Below are 21007 nucleotides of genomic sequence, written 5' to 3' on the forward strand. Positions count from 1 at the left end.
TTGAGTTTTGATCCGAAACGTTTCGGATACAAACCAAAACGTTTCGGATTTGTGATCGGGTTTAGAAAATGGAGATATTCAGGCCGTCTGGCCGGGGGAGAATTCCGGTTGCCAGAGCACCTGAAGCTGCGCAATATCGTCGCCGTTAATTAGCCGGCGGACCATGTCGGCAATCTGTTTTCCGACACCCTGACGGGTGGACTGGATCACCGACGCCACGTCGGTATCGACGATACTGTCCTGCGGCAGTCCGTCGTAGACCACCAGCGACACGGCGTTGTCGCCGGATAAACGCCCCAGCTGTTCGAGCGCCATCGCCGCCCCGTCGCCGTGGGTGTTGCAGTCAGTAATGATCGCCGTGGGCGGTTGCGGCAGGGCAAGCAGTTCTTTCGTGGTGGCATATCCCACGCGGCGCGACGGCGGCATGGCGCGCAGCCATTCGCTGGAAAGCCCGGCTTCCCGCAGAGCGTCCAGATAGCCCTGACGGCGCTGGGTGATAAATGCCTGATTATTGCTTTCGCCGAGCAGCGCAATACGCTGATGGCCTTTCTCAATCAGCCAGCGGGTAGCATTGTACGTACCGGCATAGTTATCGAAATCAAACCACGCGTAAGGCTGCGGCAGCTGGCTGCGCCCAAGCGCCAGGAAAGGGAACCCGGCGGCCTGCAGCTGCTCAAGCCGCGGATCGCGATCCAGCGTATGCGCCACAATCAGCGCATCGACGCGCCGGCTCTGTACCATGCGCATATAGCTGTGCTTATCCGCCAGATCGTCATCGGCAATGAGCAGTAAGTCGATCTCATGTCGCGCCAGTTCGTGGCTAATTTCGCCGACCATGTCCATAAATACACTGTTATTGAGCGGAACAGGATGGACGGGAAACACCAGCCCGACCGCGTCAATTTTGCCCATCTTCAGGCGGCGGGCGAAGGTGTTAGGTCGGTAACCACGGCGCTGAGCCTCGGCTTCCACGCGCGCGCGCGTCTCAGCAGAGACGTCGTCATAGCCGTTGAGGGCGCGGCTGACGGTCGTAATGGAGAGTCCCAGCTCTTTGGCAATGGCTTTAAGCGACATGATTTTCCGTATCTACGTTAATTTTGTTCCGCCACCAGCAACGCATGCGTGTCTGGCTCCAGCGCCTTAAAAATGTGCGGCTGGTCGGCGGGGTAACAGATGTAATCCCCGGCGGCGAGCTCTTCTGCCGCATCCAGCAGGCCGACCAGAGCCCTTCCCTGCATGACGATAATATGTTCTACCGAGCCAGGCGAATGCGGCTGAGAAATGCGGTCTGCACCCGGCTGGGTCATCAGGAGATAGACATCCCGTCGCGCGCCTGGCGGGCACGCAGCCAGCAGTATGGCTTCATAGTTTGCCTGTCCGGCAACCACTTTCGTTCCTTCACCACGGCGGATCACCTGCGTGCTCGGCAACTGCGGCTCCAGCAAACGGGCGAAGGGAATATCCAGCGCCACGCAGAGCGACCACAGCGTCTCCAGGCTGGGGTTGCCGTTGCCGGATTCCAGCTGGGAAAGCGTGGATTTAGCGATCCCGGCACGGCGGGCAATTTCCGCCAGTGAAAGCCCGGTTCGCAGGCGTTCTCGCACCAGGCTTTTGGCGATTACGCTAATTGGCTGCGTCATATAACGGCCCTTTTTGTTCTATAAATCGAACGAATCGTTCGTCTTGAAAAACAGTTCTGTTGCGTTCATTATAATGGATACACGTTCGATATGGCTAAAATTGTATGAAGCATCATCTCTCCTGCCTTAAAGGCGACACGATAAAAGCAATCATCCTGGTTTGCCTCGCGGTCGGCGTGGTCGGGATGTCTTACGGCTCACTGGCGATGGCCTACGGTTTCCCGCTTTGGGTGCCGTTTGTTCTCTCGCTCACCGTCCTCGCGGGCGCATCGGAATTTATGTTTATCGGCATTGTGGCCAGCGGCGGTAACCCTCTGGCGGCGGCGGCAGCCGGTTTGCTGGTCAACGCACGCCATGTGCCGTTTGGCGTGACGGTGCGTGAACTGGTAGGCAAGCGCGGCCTGAGCCTGTTGGGCTGCCACATTATGAATGACGAAAGCGTGGTGTTTGGCCTGTCGCAAAAAACGCCCGAGCAGCGTAAGGCGGCGTACTGGTTATGTGGTTTAGGCGTTGCAATTATCTGGCCGGTGGGCGCCTTGCTGGGCGCCATGGTCGGTAAGCTGCTCCCGGCCCCGGAAACCATCGGGCTGGATGCGGTCTTTCCGGCCATTCTGCTGGCGTTAGTGGTTCCCGCGTTTAAAAACCGTACCACGTTAATCCGCGCCTGTAGCGGTGCCGTGCTATCCCTGGCTGCCGTACCGTTTGCCCCGGTGGGATTACCGGTGCTGCTCTCTTTACTCGGTCTCGCTGCGAGGAAGAAATAATGGAAAATATGACGATTTTTATTCTCGGCATCGCCATTTTGTCTGCGGGAACCTATTTGATGCGTCTCGGCGGAGCAAAACTCGGCAACCGACTGGCACTCTCTGAACGATCTCAGGCGCTGCTGTCAGATGCGGCAACGGTGTTGCTGTTTTCTGTGGCGCTGGCGACCACATTTTATGAAGGGGAACATTTCGCCGGGATGGCGCGCGTGCTGGGCGTGGCGTTTGCGGTATTTCTGGCGTGGCGAAAAATGCCATTGATTGTGGTGATCATCGCGGCGGCAGTAGTGACGGCGCTACTGCGCGTGGCGAGCATAAACTAAAAAAGCGCCCCGGGGGCGCTCTTTCGACGGTGTGACTGGCTTATTTATTCAGTTCAGCAGTCATGTGTACGCGGTTACCCGTGAATGCCTGGGTAATTTTGTAGGATGATGCACCCGCTTCCTGAGCCTGTGCCGCGATTTTAGCTTCTGCACCGTCGATGGTAGAGGCGGTTGCGGTCACAGTCTGTGCAGCGAAAGAACCGAAAGAAGCAGCCAGAGCGATTACAGCGACAAAAGTTTTGATGCTTTTCATGATATAAACCCTTTCATTAAGTTGCTCAGGTAAGGCACTGTGCCTTGATGAGATAAATACTAGACCTCATCGCGAACAACTAAAAGCGGAAGGATTTGCTATTATCATTCAAAATTACTGAACTCAAAAAAAACGTCATGCATTGCGCTGATATCTGTTTCCTGATGTCCTGAACGTCAGCCTTTTTCAGGGAGAAAAACGCCGATGCAAAGCAGAAAACAACCCTCATTCCTCATCAGACATAGTACTGCCGTCCATTTTATCGCTTATACGGGCGCCATTTTTGTCATAACGCCCTTTAACAGTAAAGCGATGCCCGTCTTCGTCTGGATGGCCATGCTGATAGCCTGCGCTATCATCATTTCCTCACGCATAAAACCCCTCACGCTGTTGCAGCTGTCCCAAATGGAATGGGGTGAATACAAAAAAATAGCGGGCTCGACGCTGATGTCTTCTCTGCTGTTTTTAACATCGTGTGTGGCATTTAAATATTTCGCCAGAAATGGCCTGGAGCTACCCGTCACGCTCGCGATCGGGACGGTGGGATGTATCTACTATTCCATCACCCTCTATCTGGACGCCGTGGATGATGACAGAAAGAAAATTGCGAAAAAGGCTTTCACCCTTACACGTGGTGTATGGCTGTTAATTTCCTTCATCTGCTACATACTGGCGCGAAAGGTCTTTATGGACGTCACGGATGTCACCTACGAGGCGACTTTCAATAAAATTACGTCGTTTGGGTTCTTTTTAATCTTCTGCACCTTATTCTTTTCCATGGTATTTCTGCTATTCACGATGGCGCTTCCCTTGTTGCAGAATTCATCGGTCCAGTTTAACGTCATGGCGATTTCTGCCCCCCTTTTCTGCGCTGGCTATATCTTCTTTATTGCCTATAACGTCAATACCAGCCGGGTGCTTGAATACGTCCTCAATGTGACAATCGATTACGACACTCGGGATACGTTTTACTGTAACAATGAATATCGAATTCTCAACGACTATCCCAATGCGCGCTTTATGATGGTAGGTGAAGGTAATTATCGCGTGTTTACGCCAAAAAAGCGGGATTACGGGATCTGGCGTCTGACCTGTAAAAACGTCGCGCCTTTTTATTCCCTGGTAGAGGTTCAGGATAGAAAAGATATTGTTAAAAAAGAGAAAAAATAAAAAAGCGCCCCGTGGGCGCTCTTTCGACGGTGTGACTGGCTTATTTATTCAGTTCAGCAGTCATGTGTACGCGGTTACCCGTGAATGCCTGGGTAATTTTGTAGGATGATGCACCCGCTTCCTGAGCCTGCGCCGCGATTTTAGCTTCTGCACCGTCGATGGTAGAGGCGGTTGCGGTCACAGTCTGTGCAGCGAAAGAACCGAAAGAAGCAGCCAGAGCGATTACAGCGACAAAAGTTTTGATGCTTTTCATGATATAAATCCTTTCGTTAAGTTGTTTTGGTAAGGCACCGTGCCTTGATGAGATAAATACTAGACCTCATCCCGAACAACTAAAAGCGGAAGGTTTTGCCTGAAACATTCAAAATTATTGATCAACTATTAATCGCTGCGGATGGGTATAGATTGTTGCCCTTCCCGGCTTGCAGAACCCGACCAGCGTCAGGTTGCAGCGCTCCGCCACTTCCACCGCCAGCGTTGTGGCCGCCGATACCGCAAACAGGATTTCCACACCGCACATTGCGGACTTTTGCACCATCTCATAACTTGCACGGCTGGAAACGAGCGCCGCGCCCTGTTGCCAGACCTCGCTTTCTCGCGCCCGGCGTCCCAGCAGCTTATCCAGCGCGACATGGCGACCCACGTCTTCATGCCCTCCGGCAATATCGCCCGACGGCAACACCCACGCCGCCGCATGCGTACAACCGCTCAACTGGCCGATGGGCTGTACGTCGTTGAGATGTTCAAGCGCATGATCAAGGTGTGCCAGATTGAAGGTCTGGGTAAACGGCAGCGGCGCAACGGGCTTGCCGATATCATTGAGCTGCTCAACGCCACACACGCCGCAGCCGGTGCGTCCGGCCAGCGCGCGGCGGCGCTCTTTCAACCCCATAAAGCGACGGCTGGAGAGTTCGATTTGCACTTCAAGACCGTTACACGCCTTCACCACGTCCATCCCGTAGATCTCCTGCGGATGCGCAATAATGCCTTCCGAGAGAGAAAAGCCAATGGCGAACAGGTCGAGATCTTTCGGCGAAGCCATCATCACCACATGCGAAATACCGTTGTAAACAAGCGCAACAGGCACTTCTTCCGCCAGCAAATCGGGCGTGGCGTGGGTAATGTGGGGCGGTCTGCGTACCGACAGTTCCACAATGCCTGCAGGCAGTGGCGACGAGTGGGTAGCACGGTTTTGTTTAGACACAGCGGTATTCCTGAACAACCACGGAGGTGAGCCTGCTATTGCAGCATAAACAACAGGCCTTACGCATAGTATGGATCAACTTTTCGACAATCATTCTCCTACTCATTTAGAAGGGGTGCAACCCGGCCAGCGCTACACCGCTTTAACATGCAGAAGCAATAGCGTGATCTGTATCACACTTTATAATCAACATGGTGATAATACGTTCACTTTGTATTAACGCCATTAGAACAGGTGTACCGACATTGTGGTATTCTGATGATATCCCTCGGAGAAATGAGGGATTAACGCAAATTTTTTCCTTTGCGGTCATTCTTCAACCGCGAAGTCAAAACTACATATGTAAGCAATGTCGAAACAAGGAGTGACCCATGCAGGTCAGCAGAAGGCAGTTCTTTAAGATCTGCGCTGGCGGTATGGCAGGCACAACGGCAGCAGCACTGGGCTTTGCGCCCGGCGTCGCGCTGGCGGAAACGCGGCAGTATAAACTGCTGCGCACCCGTGAAACCCGTAATACCTGTACGTACTGCTCTGTCGGTTGCGGGCTGTTAATGTATAGCCTCGGCGACGGTGCTAAAAACGCCAAAGCGTCTATTTTCCATATCGAAGGTGACCCGGATCACCCGGTCAACCGCGGCGCGCTGTGTCCGAAAGGGGCCGGTCTGGTGGACTTTATCCACTCTGAAAGCCGCCTGAAGTTCCCTGAATATCGTGCGCCTGGCTCCGACAAATGGCAGCAAATCAGCTGGGAAGAGGCGTTTGACCGCATCGCTAAACATATTAAAGAAGACCGTGATGCGAACTTCATTGAGAAGAACGCCGACGGCGTGACGGTCAACCGCTGGCTCTCCACCGGGATGCTGTGTGCTTCAGCGTCCAGTAATGAAACCGGCTATTTAACCCAGAAATTTACGCGCGCACTCGGTATGCTCGCGGTCGACAACCAGGCGCGTGTCTGACACGGACCAACGGTAGCAAGTCTTGCTCCAACATTTGGTCGCGGTGCGATGACCAACCACTGGGTCGACATCAAGAACGCCAACCTTATTGTGGTGATGGGCGGTAACGCCGCTGAAGCGCACCCTGTCGGGTTCCGCTGGGCGATGGAAGCCAAAATCCACAACGGTGCGAAACTGATTGTGATCGATCCCCGCTTCACGCGTACAGCGTCAGTGGCGGATTTCTACACCCCTATTCGTTCAGGTACTGACATCACTTTCCTGTCAGGCGTATTGCTGTACCTGATGACCAACGAAAAATACAACCGCGAATACACCGAAGCCTATACCAACGCCAGCCTGATCGTGCGTGAGGATTACCACTTCGAAGATGGCCTGTTCAGCGGTTACGACGCCGAAAAACGCAAGTACGACAAAACCAGCTGGAACTACGAGCTGGATGAGAAAGGCTTTGCGAAACGCGATACCACCCTGCAACACCCGCGCTGCGTGTGGAACCTGCTGAAAGAGCACGTCTCCCGCTACACGCCGGAGGTGGTCGAAAACATCTGTGGTACGCCGAAGGCGGACTTCCTGAAGGTCTGCGAGCTGATCGCCGAAACCAGCGCGAAAGATAAAACCGCGTCGTTCCTCTACGCCCTCGGCTGGACGCAACACTCCATCGGTGCGCAGAACATCCGTACCATGGCGATGGTTCAGCTCCTGCTCGGCAACATGGGCATGGCAGGCGGCGGCGTGAACGCCCTGCGCGGTCACTCCAACATTCAGGGTCTGACCGACCTCGGCCTGCTGTCTCAAAGCCTGACAGGTTATATGAACCTGCCAAGCGAGAAACAAACCGACCTGCAAACCTACCTGACGGCCAGCACGCCAAAACCGCTGCTCGAAGGCCAGGTGAACTACTGGGGCAACTATCCGAAGTTCTTCGTCTCGCTGATGAAAGCCTTCTACGGCGACAAGGCGACGGCGGAAAACAGCTGGGGCTTTGACTGGCTGCCGAAGTGGGACAAAGGCTACGACGTGCTTCAGTACTTCGAGATGATGCATCAGGGTCAGGTCAACGGTTATATCTGCCAGGGCTTTAACCCGGTAGCCTCGTTCCCGAACAAGAACAAGGTTGTTGAGTCCCTGTCGAAACTGAAGTTCCTGGTGACGATTGACCCGCTCAATACTGAAACCTCGACCTTCTGGCAGAACCACGGCGAATCGAATGACGTCGATCCGTCGAAGATTCAGACTGAAGTGTTCCGTCTGCCATCTACCTGCTTCGCGGAAGAGAACGGGTCTATTGTCAACTCCGGCCGCTGGCTGCAGTGGCACTGGAAAGGTGCGGACGCCCCGGGCATCGCCATGAACGACGGCGAGATCCTGGCCGGTATTTTCTTACGCCTGCGTAAGATGTACGCGGCTGAAGGTGGCGCGAACCCGGAACCGGTGTTGAACATGACCTGGAACTACTCGACGCCTGAAAATCCTGCGCCGGAAGAAGTGGCGATGGAGAGCAACGGTAAGGCGCTGGCGGATGTTATCGACCCGACCACCGGCACCGTGCTGGCGAAGAAAGGCGATCAGCTCAGTACCTTCGCCCATCTGCGCGATGACGGTACCACGTCAAGCGGCTGTTGGATCTTCGCTGGTAGCTGGACGCCGAAAGGCAACCAGATGGCCAACCGCGACAACGCCGACCCGTCGGGCCTCGGCAATACGCTGGGCTGGGCGTGGGCGTGGCCGCTTAACCGTCGCATCCTCTATAACCGTGCCTCCGCTGACCCGCAGGGCAACCCGTGGGATCCGAAGCGTCAGCTTCTGAAGTGGGACGGCGCGAAATGGGGCGGCGTGGATATTCCGGACTACAGCACTGCCGCACCAGGCAGCGATGTCGGACCGTTTATCATGCAGCCTGAAGGGATGGGACGTCTGTTTGCCATTGATAAGATGGCAGAAGGGCCGTTCCCGGAACACTACGAGCCGTTTGAGACGCCGCTGGGCACTAACCCGCTGCACCCGAACGTGGTCTCTAACCCGGCAGCGCGTATCTTCAAGGGCGACTTTGAAGCGCTGGGTAAAAAAGACAAGTTCCCGTACGTGGGCACCACCTATCGTCTGACCGAGCACTTCCACTACTGGACCAAGCACGCGCTGCTTAACGCCATCGCGCAGCCGGAGCAGTTTGTGGAGATCGGCGAGAAGCTAGCGAACAAGCTCGGCATCGCCCATGGCGATACCGTGAAGGTCTCCTCTAACCGCGGCTACATTAAAGCCAAGGCGGTGGTGACCAAGCGTATTCGCACGCTGAACGTTCATGGTCAGCAGGTGGATACCATCGGCATCCCAATTCACTGGGGCTATGAGGGCGTGGCGAAGAAAGGGTTCATTGCGAATACCCTGACGCCGTTCGTCGGTGATGCGAACACGCAGACGCCGGAGTTTAAGGCCTTCCTCGTGAACGTGGAAAAGGTGTAACGGAGACGACTTATGGCTTATCAATCTCAAGACATTATCCGTCGTTCCGCGACTAACGGTTTCACGCCCGCGCCTCAGGCGCGGGACCACCAGCAGGAAGTGGCGAAACTTATCGACGTGACCACCTGTATCGGCTGTAAAGCCTGTCAGGTGGCCTGCTCTGAGTGGAACGATCTGCGTGACGAAGTGGGTCACAACGTTGGGGTGTACGACAACCCTGCGGACCTGACCGCCAAGTCCTGGACGGTGATGCGTTTCTCGGAAGTGGAGCAGAACGACAAACTGGAATGGCTTATCCGCAAAGATGGCTGTATGCACTGCGCGGATCCGGGCTGCCTGAAGGCATGTCCGTCAGAAGGGGCTATCATTCAGTATGCCAACGGCATCGTCGACTTCCAGTCCGAGCAGTGCATCGGCTGCGGCTACTGCATTGCGGGCTGTCCGTTCGACGTACCGCGCCTGAATCCGGAAGACAACCGCGTCTACAAATGCACGCTGTGCGTTGACCGCGTCACTGTCGGCCAGGAGCCCGCGTGCGTGAAGACCTGCCCAACCGGCGCTATCCACTTTGGCTCTAAAGAGGATATGAAAACGCTGGCGGCAGAGCGCGTGGGCGAGCTGAAAACCCGTGGTTACGACAATGCGGGCCTGTACGATCCGGCCGGTGTTGGTGGTACGCATGTGATGTATGTGCTGCACCACGCCGACAAGCCGAATCTGTATCACGGCCTGCCGGAGAACCCGGAAATCAGCGCCACCGTGAAGTTCTGGAAAGGCATCTGGAAACCGCTGGCCGCGGTAGGTTTTGCTGCCACCTTCGCAGCGAGCATCTTCCACTACGTCGGCGTCGGTCCGAACCGTGCGGAAGAGGAAGACGACAACCTGCATGAAGAGAAAGACGAGGTGCGCAAATGAGAAAACGTGACACCATCGTGCGCTACACCGCGCCGGAACGCATCAACCACTGGGTCACCGCCTTCTGCTTCATGCTGGCGGCGATAAGCGGGCTGGGGTTCTTCTTCCCCTCCTTCAACTGGCTGATGCAGATCATGGGGACACCACAACTGGCGCGTATACTGCACCCGTTTGTTGGCGTCATCATGTTCGCGTCGTTCATCATCATGTTTTTCCGCTACTGGCACCATAACCTAATCAATCGGGATGATATCTTTTGGGCGAAGAATATTCGTAAGATCGTCGTCAACGAGGAAGTAGGTGATACCGGGCGTTATAACTTCGGTCAGAAATGCGTATTCTGGGCGGCGATTATCTTCCTGGTCCTGTTGCTGGTCAGCGGCGTGATCATCTGGCGTCCGTATTTTGCGCCTGCTTTCTCAATCCCGGTGATCCGATTCGCGCTGATGCTGCATTCATTTGCCGCAGTGGCGCTAATTGTGGTTATCATGGTGCATATTTACGCCGCCCTCTGGGTGAAAGGCACCATTACCGCGATGGTGGAAGGCTGGGTAACCAGTACGTGGGCGAAGAAACATCACCCGCGCTGGTACCGTGAAGTCCGCCAGAAACAGGAAAAGTCATCTGAATGAGTATTCGCATAATCCCGCAAGATGAGCTGGGGTCGAGCGAGAAACGTACGGCGGAGTATATTCCGCCGTTGTTATTCCCCAGACTCAAGAACCTCTACAACCGCCGCGCAGAGCGTCTGCGCGAGCTGGCAGAGAACAACCCGCTGGGCGATTTTCTGCGTTTTGCTGCGCTTGTCGCCCACGCGCAGGAAGTGGTGCTGTACGACCACCCACTGCAAATGGACCTGACTGCGCGCATCAAAGAAGCCAATGAGCAGGGCAAGCCGCCGCTGGATATTCACGTCCTGCCGCGCGACAAGCACTGGCACAAGCTGCTGCATTCGCTGATTGCCGAGCTAAAGCCCGAAATGAGCGGTACTGCGCTGGCGGTCATTGAGAACCTGGAAAAAGCGTCCGAACAGGAGCTGGAAGAGATGGCGAGTGCGCTGTTTGCTTCCGACTTCTCGCTGGTCAGCAGTGATAAAGCGCCGTTTATCTGGGCGGCACTGTCGCTCTACTGGGCGCAGATGGCAAGCCTGATCCCCGGCAAAGCCCGCGCCGAGTACGGCGAAGCGCGCCAGTTCTGCCCGGTGTGCGGTTCCATGCCGGTCTCTAGCATGGTACAGATTGGCACCACCCAGGGGCTGCGCTACCTGCACTGCAACCTGTGCGAAACCGAATGGCACGTCGTGCGCGTGAAGTGCAGCAACTGCGAGCAGACCCGCGATCTCAACTACTGGTCGCTGGAAAATGAAGAAGCGGCAGTGAAAGCCGAAAGCTGCGGCGACTGTGGGACCTACCTGAAGATTCTGTATCAGGAAAAAGACCCGAAAGTCGAAGCGGTAGCCGACGATCTCGCCTCGCTGATTCTGGACGCCAAAATGGAGCAGGAGGGCTTCGCCCGCAGCTCAATCAACCCGTTCCTGTTCCCGGGTGAAGGGGAGTAATTTCCACCAAAGCCCGGTGAGCCTCTGTGCAACCGGGCTATTTACTGCGATAGCGCAGGGATGACATGTTGAGGGTCGTTAGCAATGGCGCGCAATAGCGCTTTGGCCGGGCCTGTGGGTGAGCGTCTGCCTTGTTCCCAGTTACGCAACGTATCAACACTGACTGAGATTAAGTTCGCGAATTTACTCTGCGACAACCCGGACGCCTGGCGAATTTCTTTTATTTTCATCGCATCGATTTGAAACGTACGCGACGGCTCGCGTTGGCCCTCGGCAATTTCGTTCATTTGCGCAATGCTTTGGGTTAATCGCTCAAACAGCGCCTTATCCATTTACCACCTCTCTATCATCTTTTTCAGAATGGCTTTCTCCTTCGCGGACAGGTCATCTTTGATCCCTTTGCGATAAATGAGCAGCAACCTAATTTCAAACTCACGCGTACGATGAAAATAAATAACCCTTACTCCACCACGCTTTCCCTTGCTTCCGGAAAACCAGCGAATCTTTCGCAGGCCCCCCGTATTCTGAATCAGATCGCCATAATTAGGTTGCGTTGCCAGGAAAACCTGAAGCTTATGGTATTCGTCGTCATCCAGTAACGTTTTGACGTCTTCAGTGAAAATATCCGTTTCAATGAACAGCATAAATTATACGCCATTGGCTTAGAGTAACACATCTCCTATGTACGTCAATGACGTACTCCCATATGAGCTACGTTATTGATATTCGAGCAACTAATCCATTTATTTCATTGAGTGTATAAGGATTTTGCGAGCCTTTTTCCAAATCTCTGGTTTAACCCAATTTCTTTGTTTTCATCTGCTGTAAACCAGGCTATAAACTGTATAAACACACAGTAAAAGGACGTAACCATGGCTCTGGAGAAGGGTATTGATAAGCTGGTACAGGAGTTTATTGCCGCAGGACGACCTTCCTCGCGAAAGCAGAGTATTGATGACCGGAGAAGCGGATATGTCGCCAGCACAGCGCTGGCCGGGGAAAAAGAAACTCGTGTCCAGGTTGAAACGCTTGTTCTTGAGGATTTGACCTTTCGGGTATTTTCGCCTGTCAATGCCCCTGAAACGTTACCTTGTGCCCTCTACTATCATGGTGGGTGTTTTGTCAGCGGTGGGTTTGAAACCCATGATAATCAGCTTCGCCAACTGGCGTTTTACGGTAACTGTCGGGTCATTGCGGTTCAGTACAGACTCGCACCCGAGCATCTCTTCCCCGCCGCACACGACGATGCAGAAAGGGCGGCTGATCTTATCTGGCACAATGCCGAAAAATTAGGCGTAGATAAATACCGGGTCACCCTTTGCGGAGACAGTGCAGGCGCACATCTGGCGCTGGTGACGTCGCTTAGACTCAAAACGAAAGGTGTCTGGCAAGCTGCACAGCTGATTCTTATCTACCCTATGCTTGATGCTACGGCCAGTTTTGAAAGTTATATTCTCAATGGTGCGGATTATGTCATCACCCGAGATACCTTGCTTAGCGGGTATGAGATGTATCTCGCAGACACTGACCGTCAGCATCCCGAAGCCAGCCCATTGTGGCGGGATGATTTTCACGGTCTTCCCCCTGTGCACATCATTACCGCAGAGTATGATCCGCTGTGTGATGAAGGAGAAATGTTGTATCAGCGCCTGACAGAGCAGGGTGTGGAGTGTACCGCTCAACGCTGGCTGGGTGTCATCCATGGCTTCTTCCAGCTTGGTGGAATTAGCCAGTCAGCGCGAGACGTAATGCGGGATATCGCCGGGCGGATTAGGCACGTCCGGGAAGAGTAAACAGGCGATCACTCCTCTTCATTTCCCCCCTCTTCATACGCGCCATACGGCTTCGCAGGGAGAACGATGTAAGTTCCTTCAAAAACCGCGCCCGGGGTTTCATCACCAAACAGCTCAACCTGCATCTGTACACGCGCTTTGCGGCCACGCGCCAGACGATCAAGGTCGCCGCCCAGTGCGCCAAGGTCAGCCACCGCGCTCGGTTTGCCGCTGATCGGCGCGCTGTAACGAATATGGGCATCGGCCAGAATGATGGTGCCGCCAAGATGGCGCTCGCGCAACATCAGCCAGATCAGCCCCCAGCCGGTGAGCGTTGCCAGAGAAAACAGGCTGCCAGCAAACAGGGTGTGGTGAGGGTTCTGGTTGCCGATTTCCGGCATGGTGGTAATGAATTTTTGCCCGGTGTACTGCTGGATGCGCACGCCCATCTTTTCACTCAGAGGGATATGTTCATACCAGGCTTGCTGTAACTGACCGCACCAGTCTGCGCGATGCAGAATGTCGTCCAGAGTGGCAATGGGTTTGATCATCAAAAAATGACGAATCGGCGTGGTTTGCGGGGCGGTGATTTCCCCCTGATTAACAAAACCGAGTTTGGCAAAAAACTCCACGGCATCTTCGCGGGCGCTACAGGTGACGCGCTTAACGCCTTCCTGGCGGGCGACGGACTCAAGGGTCATTGCCATTAGCGTCCCCAGCCCTTTGTCCTGTACGGAAGGGTGAACCGCCATAAAGCGAATAGATGCTTCGTTATCGGCATTGATATACAGACGCCCGACAGCGACGAGATTGCCCTCCTCGTCCATCACCATCTGGTGATGGGCCATTGCGTCCCAGGCGTCGCGCTCAGAGCCTTTCGGTTGATGTAATGGCTTGCGCAGCATTTCCCAGCGGAACTGGTAATAGGCTTCTAACTCTTCTTCCGTTTGCGGTACTCGAAGGTGATACATAGCTGTACTCTCTCTTGTTACCCGCGGCCACGCCGCCAGTTGGCTCATACCTGGAGCCAGAATGTGACGGGGCCATCGTTCACCAGCGAAACCTGCATATCTGCAGCGAATCGTCCGGTTTGCGTATGCATTTCCTGCTGGCGACAACGCTCAACAAAGTATTCGTAAAGTGCTTCTGCACGATCGGGCGCGGCGCCTTTCGAGAAACTCGGGCGCATGCCGCGCTCGGTATCCGCTGCCAGCGTAAACTGGGACACCACCAGCACGCTGCCGCCCGCCTGCTGGACGTTCAGGTTCATCTTGCCTTCCGCATCGCTGAAAATGCGGTAACCCAGCACCCGCTCGCATAAGCGGTTAGCTTTTTGTTCGTCATCATCCTTTTCGACACCTAACAACACCAAAAGTCCTGGGCCAATTTCACCCGTCACCTCTCCCTCCACGGTGACGCTGGCACGGGTTACGCGCTGTATCAATGCAATCATGGTTGGTCTGCTTCTTGTTGTTTTTCAGCTGCTGCTGCTTTTTTAAGTTCGCGGTATACGCCGAGAGTGACAGTTATTTCGGCACCAAGCAAGACGATACACCAGGTCCAGTAGACCCAGACAAACAAAATGGGGATCACCGCCAGCACGCCGTAAATCAGCTGATAGGACGGAAACATGGTGATGTAGAGGGCAAACCCTTTTTTACCCAGCTCAAAAAGCACGGCCGCCACCAGCGCCCCCACTACCGCATCGCGGTTTGGTACGCGCGTGGTCGGTACGACGCTATAGAGCAGCCAGAACGAAAGCCATGACAGGATCAGCGGAAAGATGCGAAGCACATTATCAATAACGCCGTTTAAATCACTCGCCCAGCGCAATGACAGAAGGTAAGAGCTGATGGCAAGGCTCGCCCCGGCCAGCAGCGGGCCGAGCGTGAGGATCATCCAGTACACGGCAAAAGAGTAGACTTTTGGCCGCGCTTTTTTACTCCGCCAGATGGTGTTCAGTGCGCTATCAATGGCATACATCAGCAGCAGCGCAGTGACAATCAGCCCGCACGCCCCCACCGCCGTCATCTTGTTGGAGTTGGCAACGAACTGCTCGATGTAGTTCTGGATAACATCCCCGGTGGCAGGAATGAAATTCGCAAACACGAAATGGCGAAGCTGCAGGCTGACGTCCGCAAACATCGGAAAGGCGGAAAATAGCGCAAAGATCACCGCCACCAGCGGCACTAATGAGAGCAACGACACGTACGCGAGGTTTCCCGCCAGCGTGGTCATGTTGTCCTCATCAATGCGGTGCCAGAGCAGTTTTAGCCAGGCTCTCAGCGGGCGCGTATGATGCGTGGCTTTTTGATGAACGGTTTTTAACATAACTGCTTCGCAAAGTAGTTGGGTATCGTCTCTTTTCCGGTCACCAGAATTGACGTGATACCTAACTGGTTAGCTCCCTCTATATTATCGGCATTGTCGTCGAAAAAGACGGCATCGGCGGCAGTGAAACCTTCTGCCTGCAAAACGGCCTGATATATCCGCGCTTCGGGCTTGCGCATACCCATCTCCTGCGAGAGATAGATTTTATCTGCCGCTGCCTTAACTTCAGGGTATTCTTCAGGCCAGAACGTGGTGTGCAGGCGGTTAGTATTCGACAGGACAACCACACGGTGCCCTTGCTCGCGCAATTTGTGCATGATGTCGATCACTTCCGGGCGGATGGCGACAAATACCGCCTGCCAGCCGTGCGAAAACTGCTCATAGCTTAACGACAGCCCCATATCCTGGCAGAAACGCTCTGCGAATTCTTCGTCACTCATTTCACCGCGCTCATGCTGATGAAAGGTTTCGCCCATCGCGAAATTCTGCTTTAACGTCGCCAGCGGAACACGGCTAAAGTCGCTCCATGCGCCCAGCACGCGATTAAAATCGATATCGACGATTACATTTCCTAAATCAAAGATATAAAGCATGTTTATCTCCTGCTCGCCGTGGAAAAATAACTGTAGCGGGAAAGAGAAGGTTTGGCTACGTGCGAGATTCAGCTTAAAGAAAGGAATGGCCCGAAGAGAGATATCGGGCCATAAAAAGGTCAGCCAGCCTGCTGTTCTTCTCCTGAACTGACTTCAACGACTTCCACTTTGCTGGATTTGAGGAGATTTTGCAGCGCCGAGCCGGGAAGCTCATCCGTGAATAGCGCCGTGGCCTGCGCCACGTTGCCAATTTCTACGGCGGCGGAAGCGCTGTATTTCGTGTGATCGGCTGCCAGTAAAATATGGCGCGAGTGAGCCATCATGGTTTTCACCACGCTGGCTTCATTGACGTCAAACTCCATCATCGCACCGTCGTGCTCAATCGCCCCTACGCTGGTCACGAGATAGTCCGCCCGGAAGCCGGATACAAACGCCGTCGCCGCCGGGCCGATAATGCCGCCGTTATGCGGGCGCAGCGTGCCGCCGGGGACCATCACTTCAAAGCGCGGGTTTTTATAGAGAATGTGCGCCACCCGCAGGCTGTTGGTGATAATGCGCAAATGGTTGTGATTGAGCAGCGCCCGGGCAACATGCTCCACCGTCGTCCCGATGGTGATAAAGATGGTCGAGCCATCGGGAATGTAGTCCGCAATCGCTTCGGCAATCGCCCGCTTCTCTTCGGTGAGCGAAACTTCACGCTGCTCGAACGCCGTGTTCACCACGCTGGACGCCCTGCCCGCACCGCCATGATGACGCGTTATGAGTCCCTGCTCGCTGAGCTTACGGATATCCCGTCGTACCGTTTGTGTGGACACATCCAGCAGCTGCGCCAGTTCATCAATATTCATATAGCCGCGATCGGCAATCAGCGTCAGCAGCTGATCGTGACGCGGGTTGCCGGTCAGTTCGGTAAGACTCATGGGCTGTCCTCTGAAAACCATCACGCCCCGCATTTTATACAAAAAGTGACAAAAAAGAGCGGGTTTGATCACAGTCGGGTATACCCGCACGCCCGCCGGGCCTGGTGCATTTCAGGGCGGCGACGGCGCTGGCAAAACGCACGGCGTCAGCGGCGGACGCTTGCTGCGCCAGACTGACCGCCAGCGCACCGTGGAAAACGTCGCCCGCCCCCGTGGTATCAACCACCTCGACCTCAAAGCCAGGCTGATGACATAACCTGCCGCTTTCCAGCCAGAAGCAACCGTCTCGCCCCTGCGTAACGTACACATGTCCATTTGTGAGCATTTGTGCTTTTTTCAGCGCGTCTTCAGCTTCATCCAGCTGCGTTAAACGCCGCAGTCCCGGCGCGGAGAAGGCGGCATGATCGCTTAGGGCGATCAGTTCCGCGATGTCCTGCGGAGTGACATCCGCATCAAGTAAGGTGGGTACGCCCTGCTGGCGAGCACGGATAAACGCCTGTTTTGCCCCGTCATGCCAGCGCACGTCTGCTAATACGATATCCCATTGTGAGAAGTCGACGTCTTGCAGCCAGTCAGCCTCAGCGGGAAGATCGGGGCTGGGGTAGTTCGCAATCACGCGCTCCCCGCTGGCGTCCACCAGCACTGCGGATTGTGACGATCGGGCCCCTTTAAACACGCGCGTGTAGCGGGTATTCACCCCCAGGGATTCCAGCTCCGCGAGCAGGCGTCTTCCGGTCTCGTCGTCACCCACGCGGCCAATAAAGTCCACCTCAGCCCCCAGTTTCGCTGCCGCCACCGCCGCAGTTGCCGCCGGGCCACCGCCCACTTCCGTATAATCTTTTGCGACATATTTCCCACCTTCCCTTGGTAAATCATCGAGATACCAGATGCGATCCAGCACGGTAATGCCGACACAAACGATGCGAGTCATGGTGATTCCTTGTGCGATTTCTGATGCTGCCATTTTAATTTCATCAAATGTTTAAAAAGTGACCCCTGTCAATTTTTTGACTATAAATTACAAATACGATCAAAAACAGACAACACAAACGCGCAAAAATTGACACGATGTGACAGGAGAAAGGCATGTCAGCAATCGCATTTATCGGTTTAGGGCAGATGGGCGCGCCAATGGCGAAGAATCTGCTGAAACAAGGTCACCGGCTTCAGGTCTTTGATGTGAACCCGCAGGCCGTTCAGACGCTGGTGGAGAGCGGCGCACAGGCAGTGGCGACGCCAGCGCAGGCCGCTGCGGATGCCGAATTCGTCATTACCATGCTGCCCAACGGCGACCTGGTGCGCAGCGTACTGTTTGGTGAGCACGGCGTTTGCGAAGGGTTATCCCGCGACGCGCTGGTGATCGATATGTCCACTATTCATCCACTGCAAACTGACGCGCTGATCCGTGACATGGCGGAGCGCGGCTTCAGCCTGATGGACGTCCCCGTCGGACGAACGTCTGACCATGCCATCGCCGGTACGTTACTTCTGCTGGCAGGCGGCACGGCGCAGCAGGTTGAGCGCGCCACGCCGGTATTAATGGCGATGGGCAATGAGCTGATCAACGCTGGCGGGCCGGGCATGGGTATCCGCGTGAAGCTTATCAATAACTACATGAGCATCGCCCTGAACGCGCTTTCAGCAGAGGCGGCCGTACTGTGCGAAGCGCTCGGCCTCTCCTTCGACGTGGCGCTCAAGGTCATGAGCGGCACGCCGGCAGGCAAAGGCCACTTCACAACCTCATGGCCGAACAAGGTGCTGAAAGGGGATCTTTCACCCGCCTTCATGATCGACCTTGCGCATAAAGATCTGGGGATCGCCCTGGACGTTGCCAACCAGCTCCACGTTCCCATGCCGCTCGGCGCGGCTTCCCGTGAAGTTTACAACCAGGCTCGCGCCGCCGGGCGCGGGCGCGAAGACTGGACGGCCATTCTTGAACAGGTTCGCGCATCTGCCGGGCTGAAAAAATCACACTGATACGAAAGGACTGAGGAATGACGATGTACACCCTGAAAGATATCACCCGACCTTCCGGCGGTTTTGCCATGCTGGCCGTGGACCAGCGCGAAGCGATGCGCCTGATGTTTGCTGCGGCAGGCGCGCCGGTGCCGGTAACCGACCAGCACCTTACGGATTTTAAGGTTAACGCGGCGAAAATCCTGTCGCCGTATGCCTCCGCTATTCTGGTTGACCAGCAGTTCTGCTATCGCCAGATCGTTGAGCAGCAGGCCGTCGCCAAAAACTGCGCGATGATTGTGGCCGCCGACGAGTTTATACCGGGCAACGGTATTCCGGTCGACAGCGTGGTGATCGACAAGAACATCGACGCGCAGGCAGTAAAACGCGATGGCGGCAAGGCGCTGAAGCTGCTGGTGCTGTGGCGCAGCGATGAAGATCCGCAGCAACGTTTGGAGATGGTGAAGGCGTTCAATACGCTGTGCCATAGCAACGGACTGCTTAGCATTATCGAACCGGTGGTGCGTCCGCCGCGTCGCGGTGCCGCGTTCAACCGCGAGCAGGCGATTATCGACGCCGCCAGAGAGCTGGGCGATAGCGGTGCCGACCTCTACAAAGTGGAGATGCCGCTGTTCGGTAAAGGTACGCAGCAGGAACTGCTGGCCGCCTCGCAAAAGCTGAACGCGGAAATCAATATGCCGTGGGTGATCCTCTCTTCCGGCGTGGATGACAAGCTCTTCCCGCGCGCGGTGCAGGTTGCCATGCAGGCGGGGGCTTCAGGCTTTTTAGCCGGTCGTGCCGTGTGGTCCTCCGTGGTGGGGCTGCCGGATACTGAAATGATGCTACGCGACGTCTCTGTGCCAAAACTGCAGCGTTTGGGTGAGATCGTCGACGAAATGATGGCTCGCCGCTAAGAAAGGACCCGAACATGAAATGGTTTAACACCCTGAGCCATAACCGCTGGCTCGAACAAGAGACCGACCGTATTTTCGATTTCGGTAAAAACGCCGCCGTGCCGACCGGCTTTGGCTGGCTGGGCAATAACGGCCAGGTGCGTAGCGATATGGGCACACATCTGTGGATCACCGCCCGCATGCTGCACGTGTATGCGGTGGCCGCCAATATGGGGCGTCCCGGGGCGTATGCCCTGGTTGAGCACGGCATTAATGCCCTCAACGGCCCGCTGCGCGACAAACAGCACGGCGGCTGGTACGCCTGTGTGAACGATGAAGGCGTGATCGACGCCTCCAAGCAGGGCTATCAGCATTTCTTCGTGCTGCTGGGCGCGGCGAGCGCCGTGACCACCGGCCATCCGCAGGCGCGCAAACTGCTGGACGATGCGATTGAGGTGATCGAGCGCTATTTCTGGAGCGAGGAAGAACAAATGTGCCTCGAATCCTGGGACGAGGCCTTTAGCAAAACCGAGGATTATCGCGGCGGCAACGCCAACATGCATGCCGTTGAAGCGTTCCTGATCGTCTATGACGTCACGCACGACCGTAAGTGGCTCGACCGTGCCCTGCGCATCGCCTCGGTGATTATTCACGACGTAGCGCGCAAAGGTGAGTACCGCGTTAATGAGCATTTCGACACCGACTGGAACCCGATCCGCGATTACAACATCGACAATCCTGCCCACCGCTTCCGCGCCTACGGCGGCACGCCGGGCCACTGGATCGAGTGGGGCCGCCTGATGTTGCACCTGCGCGCCGCGCTGGAAGCCCGTTTTGAAACCCCGCCGGAGTGGCTGCTGGAAGATGCGAAAGGACTGTTCCATGCCACCATCCGCGACGCCTAGGCACCGGACGGGGCCGATGGTTTCGTCTACTCCGTAGGCTGGGATGGTAAGCCTATTGTCCGTGAACGCGTGCGCTGGCCTATCGTCGAGGCGATGGGCACGGCTTACGCGCTCTACACCGTGACCGGCGAAGCACAGTACGAAGCCTGGTATCAGAAGTGGTGGGATTACTGCATTAAGTACCTGATGGATTACGAGAACGGTTCCTGGTGGCAGGAGCTGGATACCCATAACGAAGTGACAACCAAAGTCTGGGACGGCAAGCAGGATATTTACCATCTGCTGCACTGCCTGGTGATCCCACGTTTGCCGCTGGCACCGGGCTTAGCCCCGGCAACGGCCGCCGGTTTGCTGGACTGCCTGGCCAAATAATAAAAGACGGAGTTTT

Annotated in this window: 23 protein-coding genes and 1 pseudogene; 11 read left to right on the plus strand and 13 right to left on the minus strand. The window is 55.5% G+C overall.

What is annotated here, in order from left to right; translation table 11 throughout:
- Positions 1–78 precede the first annotated feature (78 nt).
- Together L3068_RS22825 and L3068_RS22830 are read right to left on the minus strand one after the other, a co-directional pair.
- The gene (locus L3068_RS22825) at positions 79–1074 is read right to left on the minus strand and encodes a LacI family DNA-binding transcriptional regulator (RefSeq protein WP_014885729.1); all 996 of its coding nucleotides are present in this window, start codon (positions 1072–1074) and stop codon (positions 79–81) included.
- A gap of 17 nt (positions 1075–1091) precedes the next feature.
- On the minus strand, positions 1092–1640 hold the full coding sequence (locus L3068_RS22830; RefSeq protein WP_014885730.1) for a helix-turn-helix domain-containing protein: 549 nt from the start codon (positions 1638–1640) through the stop codon (positions 1092–1094).
- Positions 1641–1744: 104 nt separating this feature from the next.
- Here L3068_RS22830 and L3068_RS22835 point away from each other — a divergent pair, with 104 nt between their 5' ends.
- Both L3068_RS22835 and L3068_RS22840 read left to right on the plus strand, forming a co-directional pair.
- Positions 1745–2404 carry an AzlC family ABC transporter permease gene (locus tag L3068_RS22835; RefSeq protein WP_014885731.1) on the plus strand — a complete coding sequence of 220 codons (660 nt, stop codon included), beginning with the start codon at positions 1745–1747 and terminating at the stop codon, positions 2402–2404.
- Positions 2404–2727: an AzlD domain-containing protein gene (locus tag L3068_RS22840; RefSeq protein ID WP_117582082.1), complete on the plus strand. Its 324-nt coding sequence runs from the start codon at positions 2404–2406 to the stop codon at positions 2725–2727. The genes L3068_RS22835 and L3068_RS22840 overlap by 1 nt, the downstream gene beginning before the upstream one ends.
- Before the next feature lie 40 nt (positions 2728–2767).
- Here L3068_RS22840 and L3068_RS22845 read toward each other — a convergent pair whose 3' ends face one another.
- A complete protein-coding gene (locus L3068_RS22845; protein WP_014885733.1) occupies positions 2768–2980 on the minus strand; it encodes a YdgH/BhsA/McbA family protein in 213 nt (70 codons plus the stop codon).
- Between the two features lie 204 nt (positions 2981–3184).
- On the opposite strand from L3068_RS22845, the gene L3068_RS22850 reads away from it, so the two are divergent.
- Positions 3185–4150 carry a hypothetical protein gene (locus L3068_RS22850; protein WP_232947961.1) on the plus strand — a complete coding sequence of 322 codons (966 nt, stop codon included), beginning with the start codon at positions 3185–3187 and terminating at the stop codon, positions 4148–4150.
- Positions 4151–4190: 40 nt separating this feature from the next.
- Here L3068_RS22850 and L3068_RS22855 read toward each other — a convergent pair whose 3' ends face one another.
- Entirely contained in the window at positions 4191–4403 is a 213-nt protein-coding gene (locus tag L3068_RS22855; RefSeq protein WP_014885733.1) for a YdgH/BhsA/McbA family protein, read from the minus strand.
- Between the two features lie 114 nt (positions 4404–4517).
- Positions 4518–5354 carry a formate dehydrogenase accessory sulfurtransferase FdhD gene (gene fdhD, locus L3068_RS22860; RefSeq protein ID WP_014885735.1) on the minus strand — a complete coding sequence of 279 codons (837 nt, stop codon included), beginning with the start codon at positions 5352–5354 and terminating at the stop codon, positions 4518–4520.
- Between the two features lie 371 nt (positions 5355–5725).
- Between fdhD and fdnG the strand changes: the two genes are divergently transcribed.
- Genes fdnG through fdhE form a run of 4 tightly spaced genes read left to right on the plus strand, consistent with a single transcriptional unit; the run spans position 5726 to position 11249 of the window.
- Entirely contained in the window at positions 5726–8776 is a 3051-nt protein-coding gene (fdnG, locus tag L3068_RS22865; RefSeq protein ID WP_086527813.1) for a formate dehydrogenase-N subunit alpha, read from the plus strand.
- Between the two features lie 12 nt (positions 8777–8788).
- The gene (gene fdxH / locus L3068_RS22870; RefSeq protein ID WP_008501831.1) at positions 8789–9691 is read left to right on the plus strand and encodes a formate dehydrogenase subunit beta; all 903 of its coding nucleotides are present in this window, start codon (positions 8789–8791) and stop codon (positions 9689–9691) included.
- Positions 9688–10323 (plus strand): formate dehydrogenase cytochrome b556 subunit, encoded by a 636-nt coding sequence (gene fdoI / locus L3068_RS22875; protein ID WP_008501832.1) that lies wholly within the window; start codon positions 9688–9690, stop codon positions 10321–10323. Before fdxH ends, fdoI begins: the two co-directional genes overlap by 4 nt.
- Positions 10320–11249 (plus strand): formate dehydrogenase accessory protein FdhE, encoded by a 930-nt coding sequence (gene fdhE / locus L3068_RS22880; RefSeq protein ID WP_014885738.1) that lies wholly within the window; start codon positions 10320–10322, stop codon positions 11247–11249. The genes fdoI and fdhE overlap by 4 nt, the downstream gene beginning before the upstream one ends.
- A 41-nt stretch (positions 11250–11290) precedes the next feature.
- On the opposite strand, the gene nadS is transcribed toward fdhE, so the two are convergent.
- Both nadS and L3068_RS22890 read right to left on the minus strand, forming a co-directional pair.
- Positions 11291–11581, minus strand: coding sequence for a NadS family protein (gene nadS / locus L3068_RS22885; protein ID WP_032635182.1), 291 nt, complete (start codon positions 11579–11581; stop codon positions 11291–11293).
- Complete coding sequence (locus tag L3068_RS22890; RefSeq protein ID WP_117582088.1) at positions 11582–11893, minus strand: type II toxin-antitoxin system RelE/ParE family toxin; 312 nt, start codon at positions 11891–11893, stop codon at positions 11582–11584.
- Between the two features lie 228 nt (positions 11894–12121).
- Here L3068_RS22890 and L3068_RS22895 point away from each other — a divergent pair, with 228 nt between their 5' ends.
- Complete coding sequence (locus tag L3068_RS22895; RefSeq protein ID WP_117582090.1) at positions 12122–13042, plus strand: alpha/beta hydrolase; 921 nt, start codon at positions 12122–12124, stop codon at positions 13040–13042.
- Between the two features lie 8 nt (positions 13043–13050).
- Here the strand turns inward: L3068_RS22895 and fabY are convergent, their stop codons facing one another.
- From fabY to L3068_RS22925, 6 genes are all read right to left on the minus strand, one after another.
- Entirely contained in the window at positions 13051–13992 is a 942-nt protein-coding gene (gene fabY, locus L3068_RS22900; protein ID WP_023331628.1) for a fatty acid biosynthesis protein FabY, read from the minus strand.
- 44 nt (positions 13993–14036) lie between these two features.
- Complete coding sequence (dtd, locus tag L3068_RS22905) at positions 14037–14474, minus strand: D-aminoacyl-tRNA deacylase (protein ID WP_014885747.1); 438 nt, start codon at positions 14472–14474, stop codon at positions 14037–14039.
- Positions 14471–15352: a virulence factor BrkB family protein gene (locus L3068_RS22910; protein ID WP_014885748.1), complete on the minus strand. Its 882-nt coding sequence runs from the start codon at positions 15350–15352 to the stop codon at positions 14471–14473. Before L3068_RS22910 ends, dtd begins: the two co-directional genes overlap by 4 nt.
- Positions 15346–15945 (minus strand): glucose-1-phosphatase, encoded by a 600-nt coding sequence (gene yihX, locus L3068_RS22915; protein ID WP_023331629.1) that lies wholly within the window; start codon positions 15943–15945, stop codon positions 15346–15348. Before yihX ends, L3068_RS22910 begins: the two co-directional genes overlap by 7 nt.
- Before the next feature lie 119 nt (positions 15946–16064).
- Positions 16065–16865: a DeoR/GlpR family DNA-binding transcription regulator gene (locus L3068_RS22920; protein ID WP_014885750.1), complete on the minus strand. Its 801-nt coding sequence runs from the start codon at positions 16863–16865 to the stop codon at positions 16065–16067.
- Between the two features lie 34 nt (positions 16866–16899).
- Positions 16900–17796 (minus strand): sugar kinase, encoded by an 897-nt coding sequence (locus tag L3068_RS22925; RefSeq protein ID WP_047343715.1) that lies wholly within the window; start codon positions 17794–17796, stop codon positions 16900–16902.
- Between the two features lie 155 nt (positions 17797–17951).
- Here L3068_RS22925 and yihU point away from each other — a divergent pair, with 155 nt between their 5' ends.
- The 3 genes and pseudogenes from yihU to yihS all read left to right on the plus strand — a co-directional run bounded on the left by yihU (position 17952) and on the right by yihS (position 20991).
- Complete coding sequence (yihU, locus tag L3068_RS22930) at positions 17952–18842, plus strand: sulfolactaldehyde 3-reductase (RefSeq protein ID WP_023331632.1); 891 nt, start codon at positions 17952–17954, stop codon at positions 18840–18842.
- Between the two features lie 17 nt (positions 18843–18859).
- Entirely contained in the window at positions 18860–19735 is an 876-nt protein-coding gene (gene yihT / locus L3068_RS22935; RefSeq protein ID WP_117582092.1) for a sulfofructosephosphate aldolase, read from the plus strand.
- A gap of 14 nt (positions 19736–19749) precedes the next feature.
- Positions 19750–20991: pseudogene (gene yihS, locus L3068_RS22940) on the plus strand (sulfoquinovose isomerase).
- Positions 20992–21007 lie beyond the last annotated feature (16 nt).

This window comes from Enterobacter cloacae complex sp. ECL414 (assembly GCF_021869685.1).
Taxonomy (GTDB): domain Bacteria; phylum Pseudomonadota; class Gammaproteobacteria; order Enterobacterales; family Enterobacteriaceae; genus Enterobacter; species Enterobacter kobei.

Excerpts from the sequence above, each read along its gene's own strand:
- yihT (WP_117582092.1), top strand. The coding sequence starts at position 18,860 with ATGACGATGTACACCCTGAAAGATATCACCCGACCTTCCGGCGGTTTT.
- yihX (WP_023331629.1), bottom strand. The coding sequence starts at position 15,945 with ATGCTTTATATCTTTGATTTAGGAAATGTAATCGTCGATATCGATTTT.
- dtd (WP_014885747.1), bottom strand. The coding sequence starts at position 14,474 with ATGATTGCATTGATACAGCGCGTAACCCGTGCCAGCGTCACCGTGGAG.
- L3068_RS22850 (WP_232947961.1), top strand. The coding sequence starts at position 3,185 with ATGCAAAGCAGAAAACAACCCTCATTCCTCATCAGACATAGTACTGCC.
- nadS (WP_032635182.1), bottom strand. The coding sequence starts at position 11,581 with ATGGATAAGGCGCTGTTTGAGCGATTAACCCAAAGCATTGCGCAAATG.
- L3068_RS22845 (WP_014885733.1), bottom strand. The coding sequence starts at position 2,980 with ATGAAAAGCATCAAAACTTTTGTCGCTGTAATCGCTCTGGCTGCTTCT.
- fdxH (WP_008501831.1), top strand. The coding sequence starts at position 8,789 with ATGGCTTATCAATCTCAAGACATTATCCGTCGTTCCGCGACTAACGGT.
- fdhE (WP_014885738.1), top strand. The coding sequence starts at position 10,320 with ATGAGTATTCGCATAATCCCGCAAGATGAGCTGGGGTCGAGCGAGAAA.
- yihU (WP_023331632.1), top strand. The coding sequence starts at position 17,952 with ATGTCAGCAATCGCATTTATCGGTTTAGGGCAGATGGGCGCGCCAATG.
- L3068_RS22895 (WP_117582090.1), top strand. The coding sequence starts at position 12,122 with ATGGCTCTGGAGAAGGGTATTGATAAGCTGGTACAGGAGTTTATTGCC.
- fabY (WP_023331628.1), bottom strand. The coding sequence starts at position 13,992 with ATGTATCACCTTCGAGTACCGCAAACGGAAGAAGAGTTAGAAGCCTAT.
- L3068_RS22835 (WP_014885731.1), top strand. The coding sequence starts at position 1,745 with ATGAAGCATCATCTCTCCTGCCTTAAAGGCGACACGATAAAAGCAATC.
- L3068_RS22855 (WP_014885733.1), bottom strand. The coding sequence starts at position 4,403 with ATGAAAAGCATCAAAACTTTTGTCGCTGTAATCGCTCTGGCTGCTTCT.
- L3068_RS22830 (WP_014885730.1), bottom strand. The coding sequence starts at position 1,640 with ATGACGCAGCCAATTAGCGTAATCGCCAAAAGCCTGGTGCGAGAACGC.
- L3068_RS22925 (WP_047343715.1), bottom strand. The coding sequence starts at position 17,796 with ATGACTCGCATCGTTTGTGTCGGCATTACCGTGCTGGATCGCATCTGG.
- L3068_RS22825 (WP_014885729.1), bottom strand. The coding sequence starts at position 1,074 with ATGTCGCTTAAAGCCATTGCCAAAGAGCTGGGACTCTCCATTACGACC.
- L3068_RS22890 (WP_117582088.1), bottom strand. The coding sequence starts at position 11,893 with ATGCTGTTCATTGAAACGGATATTTTCACTGAAGACGTCAAAACGTTA.
- L3068_RS22920 (WP_014885750.1), bottom strand. The coding sequence starts at position 16,865 with ATGAGTCTTACCGAACTGACCGGCAACCCGCGTCACGATCAGCTGCTG.
- L3068_RS22840 (WP_117582082.1), top strand. The coding sequence starts at position 2,404 with ATGGAAAATATGACGATTTTTATTCTCGGCATCGCCATTTTGTCTGCG.
- L3068_RS22910 (WP_014885748.1), bottom strand. The coding sequence starts at position 15,352 with ATGTTAAAAACCGTTCATCAAAAAGCCACGCATCATACGCGCCCGCTG.
- fdoI (WP_008501832.1), top strand. The coding sequence starts at position 9,688 with ATGAGAAAACGTGACACCATCGTGCGCTACACCGCGCCGGAACGCATC.